This window comes from Streptomyces europaeiscabiei, assembly GCF_001550375.1.
Classification (GTDB): Bacteria; Actinomycetota; Actinomycetes; order Streptomycetales; family Streptomycetaceae; genus Streptomyces; species Streptomyces europaeiscabiei.
In genome coordinates this window covers 1-7,152 of sequence record NZ_LRTR01000082.1, presented here as the reverse complement: position 1 = coordinate 7,152, position 7,152 = coordinate 1, and the positions used below count along the sequence as shown (strand labels likewise).

General features: G+C 70.7%; 6 protein-coding genes. 5 read left to right on the top strand and 1 reads right to left on the bottom strand.

The window, feature by feature from the left end; genetic code table 11:
• Positions 1-555: PucR family transcriptional regulator ligand-binding domain-containing protein (locus AWZ10_RS03530; protein WP_208618439.1), on the bottom strand; the 555-nt coding region annotated here is incomplete at its 3' end.
• Positions 556-962: 407 nt separating this feature from the next.
• On the opposite strand from AWZ10_RS03530, the gene AWZ10_RS03525 reads away from it, so the two are divergent.
• The 5 genes from AWZ10_RS03525 to AWZ10_RS03505 form a co-directional block, all read left to right on the top strand.
• Positions 963-1,850, top strand: a complete 888-nt coding sequence (locus AWZ10_RS03525) for an FAD binding domain-containing protein (protein ID WP_046705822.1) — start codon at positions 963-965, stop codon at positions 1,848-1,850.
• Entirely contained in the window at positions 1,850-2,470 is a 621-nt protein-coding gene (locus AWZ10_RS03520) for a (2Fe-2S)-binding protein (protein ID WP_046705823.1), read from the top strand. Before AWZ10_RS03525 ends, AWZ10_RS03520 begins: the two co-directional genes overlap by 1 nt.
• Before the next feature lie 2 nt (positions 2,471-2,472).
• Positions 2,473-4,860 carry a xanthine dehydrogenase family protein molybdopterin-binding subunit gene (locus AWZ10_RS03515; RefSeq protein WP_060890403.1) on the top strand — a complete coding sequence of 796 codons (2,388 nt, stop codon included), beginning with the start codon at positions 2,473-2,475 and terminating at the stop codon, positions 4,858-4,860.
• A gap of 316 nt (positions 4,861-5,176) precedes the next feature.
• Complete coding sequence (locus AWZ10_RS03510; RefSeq protein ID WP_046705825.1) at positions 5,177-6,634, top strand: NCS2 family permease; 1,458 nt, start codon at positions 5,177-5,179, stop codon at positions 6,632-6,634.
• A 126-nt stretch (positions 6,635-6,760) separates the two neighbouring features.
• The coding region (locus tag AWZ10_RS03505; protein ID WP_167365915.1) for an XdhC family protein at positions 6,761-7,152 on the top strand (392 nt) is incomplete at its 3' end.

Sequence of the window (7,152 nt, the reverse complement as noted above, 5' to 3'; positions counted from 1 at the left end):
GGGCAGGGTGGGTCCGGCGTCCTCGGCGCCCGCGACGAGCCGGCCGGCGGAGGAGAGCACCCAGGCGCGCAGGTCCAGGTCGGAGCCGAGCAGGTCCAGGACCACGTCCGGGCCGCCGCCCGCCGGGCCGGAGGTCATCATCCGGCGGTGCCGGTCCACGACGGCCGCCAGGTCCCCGGCGCGCTCGCCGGAGACCTGTCGTACGACGTGCTCGGTGATCGTCGCGAAGGCCACCGACTCGTTGACCGCGAAGAGCGGGAGCCGGTGCCGGGCGCAGGCGACGACGAGGTCCTCCGGGATGTCGCCCAGCTCCGCCTCCCCGGCCGCCAGCGCGGTGACCCCAGCGCCGGCCAGGAGCCGTACGAAGGGCTCGGAGTCGGCGGCGTCACGGCGCCAGGCCAGGCCCGTGAGCACCAGCTCGCCGCCGGAGAGGTAGCGGCTGGGGTCCCTGAGGTCGGTGGTCATCACACCGCGCACGGTGCGGTCCAGCTCGTCCCCGCCGCCGAGCAGCCGCAGACCCAGCGCGTCGGTGTCCAGCAGTGCGCGCAGGCGCATTTCTCGTCGCCGCCGTTCTTGTGTCGTGATGTTCGGGTGTCTCGAAATCAACGGTCGGTTCGCCCGGGGAGCGTGCCCCCGGCTTCCGGTGGAGGGTGGTATCGGAGACCGGGGCGGGTCCGGGGCAATGGCCTGGGACTTTCGAAATCTTGCCCTCCGTGCCCCGGGTGTGTTCTGGATGTTTCCAAGGGAAAACCAAGAGGTTGCTGATGGCTCCCGTTCATACGAATCTACAAGATGCACCCCCTGGCCAGCCAACTCCTTCATGCATTCCGTGACTGACCGGGGCGGGCGAGGCGCTGTGTACTGAAGCCCGAGACACGTGAACAGCCCATGGACGAGCCGGGCACGCCGCACACGATCTGGCTCAAAGAGAACGACACAAGACGAAGAAGAGAGCCGGTCACATGGACTTCCTTCGCCCCGCCAGCTGGGAGGAGGCGCTCGCCGCGAAGGCCGAGCACCCCACCGCTGTGCCGATCGCCGGCGGCACCGATGTGATGGTCGAGATCAACTTCGACCACCGTCGGCCCGAGCATCTGCTCGACCTGAACCGCATCGGCGAACTCTCCGAGTGGGAGGTCGGCGAGGAAACGGTTCGCTTGGGCGCGTCCGTCCCGTACACCCGGATCATGGAGAACCTCCGTACCGAGCTGCCCGGCCTCGCCCTGGCGTCGCACACGGTCGCCTCCCCGCAGATCCGCAACCGAGGCGGCGTCGGCGGCAACCTCGGCACCGCCTCCCCGGCCGGTGACGCCCACCCGGCCCTCCTCGCGGCGGGCGCCCAGGTGGAGGCCGAGTCCGTACGGGGGACCCGGCTCATCCCCATCGACGCCTTCTACACCGGAGTGAAGCGCAACGCCCTCGCGCCGGACGAGCTGATCCGCGCCGTGCACATCGCGAAGGCGGACGGCCCGCAGCAGTACTCCAAGGTCGGCACCCGGAACGCCATGGTGATCGCGGTGTGCGCCTTCGGGCTCGCCCTGCACCCGTCGTCGCGCACCGTCAGGACCGGCATCGGCTCGGCCGCGCCGACCCCGGTCCGGGCCAGGGCCGCCGAGGAGTTCCTGAACGCGGCGCTAGACGAGGGCGGCTTCTGGGACAACGGCAGGATCATCACCCCGTCGGTCGCCAAGCAGTTCGCCGACCTGTGCGCCGGCGCCTGCAACCCGATCGACGACGTCCGCGGCACCGCGAGCTACCGCCGCCACGCGGTCGGCGTCATGGCCCGCCGCACGCTGATGTGGACCTGGGAGTCCTACCGCGGCACCGCCGCCACCGAGGGAGCTGCGTGATGCGCGTCAATTTCACGGTCAACGGCCGTCCGCAGGAAGCCGACGACGTATGGGAGGGCGAGTCCCTGCTGTACGTGCTGAGGGAGCGGATGGGACTTCCGGGCTCCAAGAACGCCTGTGAGCAGGGCGAGTGCGGGTCGTGCACCGTCCGGCTGGACGGGGTGCCCGTGTGCTCGTGTCTGGTCGCGGCCGGACAGGTGGAGGGCCGCGAGGTCGTCACCGTCGAGGGGCTGGCGGATTTCGCCAAGCAGCGGGCGGAGCACGGTGGTTGTGCGTCGGGTGCGTGCGGTACGCCTGGTGCGGGCGGGACCTCGCTCGACTCGGCCAGGCAGTGGGCCGCCCGAGGGGCCGACTCGCGGACCGGTGAAGGGGGCGGCGTGTCCCCGCGTGCGACACTCTCGCCGATCCAGCAGGCGTTCATCGACGCCGGCGCCGTCCAGTGCGGCTTCTGCACGCCGGGGCTGCTCGTCGCCGCCGACGAGATGCTGGAACGCACCCCCAACCCGAGCGACGCGGACATCCGCGAGGCACTGTCGGGCAACCTGTGCCGCTGCACCGGCTACGAGACGATCATGGACGCGGTCCGCCTCGCGGCCGCCCGGCAGTCCGAAGGGGTCTGAACATGGGAACCACCGGCCTGCCCACCAACATCACCCAGGGCTCCCGCACCAGGGGCGGCATCGGCGAGTCCACGCTGCGCCCGGACGGCACCCTCAAGGTCACCGGTGAGTTCGCGTACTCGTCCGACATGTGGCACGAGGACATGCTCTGGGGCCAGGTCCTGCGCTCCACGCTCGCCCACGCCGAGATCGTCTCCATCGACACGGCCGAGGCCCTCGCCACACCCGGTGTCCACGCCGTCATGACGTACGACGACCTGCCGACCGAGGTGCGCAACTACGGCCTGGAGATCCGGGACACCCCGGTCCTCGCCCACGGCAAGGTCCGCCACCACGGCGAGCCCGTCGCGATCGTCGCAGCCGACCACCCGGAGACCGCCCGCCGCGCCGCCGCCAAGATCAAGGTGGAGTACCGGGAACTTCCGGTCATCACCGACGAGGCCTCGGCGACCGCGCCGGACGCGCTCCTCATCCACGAGGGCCGCGACGACCACCACAGCGGCCATGTCGCTCACCCGAACATCGTCCACCGCCAGCCGATCGTCCGCGGCGACGTGGCGGCGGCCCGCGAGCGCGCCGATGTGATCGTCGAGGGCGAGTACGTCTTCGGCATGCAGGACCAGGCCTTCCTGGGACCGGAGTCCGGGCTCGCGGTGCCCGCGGAGGACGGCGGCGTCGACCTCTACGTCGCCACCCAGTGGCTGCACGCCGACCTGAGCCAGATCGCGCCCGTCCTCGGCCTGCCCGAGGACAAGGTACGGATGACGCTGGCCGGCGTCGGCGGCGCCTTCGGCGGTCGCGAGGACCTGTCGATGCAGATCCACGCCTGCCTGCTGGCGCTGCGCACCGGCAAGCCGGTCAAGATCGTCTACAACCGCTTCGAGTCCTTCTTCGGTCATGTCCACCGCCACCCCGCGAAGCTCCACTACGAGCACGGGGCCACGAAGGACGGCAGGCTCACCCACCTCAAGGCCCGCATCGTCCTGGACGGCGGCGCGTACGCGTCCTCCTCCCCGGCCGTCGTCGGCAACGCGGCCTCGCTCGGCGCGGGCCCGTACGTCATCGAGGACGTCGAGATCGAGGCCATCGCGCTCTACACCAACAACCCGCCCTGCGGCGCCATGCGTGGCTTCGGCGCGGTCCAGGCGTGCTTCGCGTACGAGGCGCAGATGGACAAGCTGGCGGCGAAGCTCGGTATGGACCCGGTGGAGCTCCGGCAGATCAACGCCATGGAGCAGGGCACCCTCCTGCCGACCGGCCAGGCCGTCGACTCCCCGGCCCCGGTCGCCGAACTCCTGCGCCGCGTCAAGGCGATGCCCCTGCCGCCCGAGCAGCAGTGGCTCACGGCGGGCGAGGCCGCGGACGTACGACAGCTGCCGGGCGGCCTGTCCAACACGACGCACGGCGAGGGTGTCGTCCGGGGCGTCGGCTATGCGGTCGGCATCAAGAACGTCGGCTTCTCCGAGGGTTTCGACGACTACTCGACCGCCCGCGTCCGTATGGAGGTGGTGGGCGGCGAGCCCGTCGCCACCGTCCACACGGCCATGGCGGAGGTCGGCCAGGGCGGCATCACCGTCCACGCGCAGATCGCCCGCACGGAGCTGGGCGTCGCCCAGGTGACCATCAACCCGGCGAACACACAGGTGGGTTCGGCCGGTTCGACCTCCGCGTCCCGTCAGACGTACGTCACGGGCGGCGCCGTCAGGAACAGCTGCGAGCTGGTCCGCGAGAAGGTCCTGGAGCTGGGCCGCCGCAGGTTCGGCACGTACCACCCCGCCTGGGCGACCGCCGAACTGCTCCTGGAGGGCGGCAAGGTCGTCACCGACTCCGGTGAGGTCCTGGCCGACCTGGTGGACGTCCTCGGTGCGGAGGCCGTCGAGGTCGAGGCGGAGTGGCGGCACCGGCCGACCGAGCCCTTCGACCTGCGCACCGGGCAGGGCTTCGGCCACGTCCAGTACTCCTTCGCCGCGCACCGCGCGGTCGTCGAGGTCGACACCGAGCTGGGCATGGTCAAGGTCGTCGAACTGGCCTGTGCCCAGGACGTCGGCAAGGCCCTCAACCCGCTCTCCGTGGTGGGCCAGATCCAGGGCGGCACGACGCAGGGCCTCGGCATCGCGGTGATGGAGGAGATCGTCGTCGACCCGAAGACCGCGAAGGTCCGCAACCCCTCCTTCACGGACTACCTCATCCCCACGATCCTCGACACGCCGACCATCCCCGTCGACGTGCTCGAACTGGCCGACGACCACGCGCCGTACGGGCTGCGCGGCGTCGGCGAGGCCCCGACCCTGTCGTCGACTCCGGCCGTCCTCGCGGCCATTCGGAACGCGACGGGCCTGGAGCTGAACAGGACGCCGGTACGCCCGGAACACCTGACGGGTACGGCGTAGGAGTCGCAGGCGGGTCGCCCATCAGCTCGGGCGGTTCGGCGGCGGTTCGGGTGCGGGTGAGTCGGGGCCTCTCGCGCAGTTCCCCACGCCCCTGAGGGCCCACGGCTCTTGCGGGCCGAAAAGCACGGGGCGTAGCCCCTGCTTTTCAGGGGCGCGGGGAACTGCGCGACCAGCCCCCACGCACCCGCACCCGACAACGCACACCGAAAGCACCACGTTCGTCTCGGGCCGTCCCCCGGGTCGGGCACCTTCCCAAATCCCGCCGAAGCCCAGTGCAACGGCAGGGTGCCCCTGTGAACCTTGGGAGAAGGCCCACATGACCCAGCAGTCACTGAAGCCGAGCAGTACAGCCGACGACACGGGCACCACCCGCTGCGTCCCTGCCGGCAGGCCCTCGCTCGACCGGTACTTCCACATCACCCACCGAGGATCCTCCGTCGCACGCGAAGTCCGCGGCGGCGTCACCACCTTCATGGCGATGGCGTACATCCTCCTGCTCAATCCGCTCATCCTGTCCGGCCCGGACGCCGCGGGCGCCACCCTCGGCCAGAAGGCCCTGATCACGGCGACCGCGCTCGCGGCGGCCGTCACGACCCTCCTCATGGGCTTCGTCGGCAGGGTTCCGCTCGCCCTCGCCGCCGGCCTCTCCGTCTCCGGCGTCATCGCCTCGCAGGTCGCCCCCCAGATGACCTGGCCGCAGGCGATGGGCATGTGCGTGATGTACGGCGTGGTCATCATGCTCCTGGTCGTCACCGGCCTCCGCGAGATGATCATGAACGCCATCCCGCTGGCCCTGAAGCACGCGATCACGATGGGTATCGGCCTGTTCGTCGCCCTGATCGGCTTCTACAAGGCCGGCTTCGTGCACCAGGGCAAGGCGACCCCGGTCAGCCTCGGCCCCACCGGCGAACTCACCGGCTGGCCGGTCCTCCTCTTCGCGGTCACCCTCCTCGCGATCTTCATGCTCCAGGCCCGGGGTGTCCCCGGCGCGATCCTGCTCGGCATCGTCGGCGGCACGGTCCTCGCCGTGATCCTCAACTCCCTCGGTGTCGTCGACCCGAAGCAATGGGCCAGTGGCGCACCGGAGTTGCATGGCAGCGCGGTCTCGATGCCCGACTTCTCGCTCTTCGGTCACGTCGAGTTCGGCGGCTGGGGCGAAGTCGGCGCGATGACGGTCGGCATGATCGTCTTCACCCTCGTGCTCGCCGGGTTCTTCGACGCCATGGCCACCATCATCGGCGTGGGTACCGAGGCCGGGCTCGCCGACGACAAGGGCCGGATGCCGGGCCTGTCGAAGGCGCTGTTCGTCGACGGCGCGGGCGGTGCGATCGGCGGCGTGGCCGGCGGCTCGGGCCAGACCGTGTTCGTCGAGTCGGCGACCGGTGTCGGCGAGGGCGCCCGTACGGGTCTCTCCTCCGTCGTCACCGGCCTGTTCTTCGCGGCCTGCCTGTTCTTCACCCCGCTCACGGCGATCGTGCCCGGCGAGGTCGCGGCCGCCGCGCTCGTCGTCATCGGCGCCATGATGATGATGAACGCCCGGCACGTCGACTGGTCCGACCGCGCCACCGCGATCCCGGTCTTCCTGACCGTCGTGATCATGCCGTTCACGTACTCCATCACCGCGGGCGTCGCCGCCGGAGTCGTCTCCTACGTCGCCATCAAGGTCGCCCAGGGCCGGGCGCGGGAGATCGGCCCGTTCATGTGGGGTCTGACGGCGGTCTTCCTCGTATTCTTCGCCCTCAATCCGATCGAGAGCTGGTTGGGCGTGCACTAGAGGGCCGATAGTTCGTCCGTTTGCTTCAGGTCGCAGGTCGCAGGTCGCAGGTCGCAGGTCGCAAGTCGCACAGATCCGCAAGTCCGCAAGTCCGCAAGTCCGCAAGTTCGTTAAGGAGACCGAGAGATGCTGGACATCGCCGAAGAGCTGCACCGGTGGGTCGAGCAGGGACGCGACTTCGCCGTGGCCACGGTGGTGGCCGTCGGCGGCAGTGCGCCCCGAAGGCCGGGCGCCGCCCTGGCGGTGGACGCCGACGGTGCGGCGATCGGTTCGGTCTCCGGCGGTTGCGTGGAAGGCGCCGTCTACGACCTGTGCCAACAGGCGTTGAGCGACGGTGAACCGGTCCTCGAACGCTTCGGCTACAGCGACGAGGACGCCTTCGCGGTCGGTCTGACCTGCGGCGGCATCATCGACATCCTCGTCACACCGGTGCGGGCCGGCGATCCCGTCCGCCCGGTGGTCGCCGCCGCGCTCTCCGCCGCCGCGAGCGGGGAGGCGGCGGCCATGGCCCGGATCGT

Bases quoted from the DNA above. Each gene is read 5' to 3' on its own strand.
- AWZ10_RS03525 (WP_046705822.1), top strand. From the start codon at position 963: ATGGACTTCCTTCGCCCCGCCAGCTGGGAGGAGGCGCTCGCCGCGAAG.
- AWZ10_RS03520 (WP_046705823.1), top strand. From the start codon at position 1,850: ATGCGCGTCAATTTCACGGTCAACGGCCGTCCGCAGGAAGCCGACGAC.
- AWZ10_RS03515 (WP_060890403.1), top strand. From the start codon at position 2,473: ATGGGAACCACCGGCCTGCCCACCAACATCACCCAGGGCTCCCGCACC.
- AWZ10_RS03510 (WP_046705825.1), top strand. From the start codon at position 5,177: ATGACCCAGCAGTCACTGAAGCCGAGCAGTACAGCCGACGACACGGGC.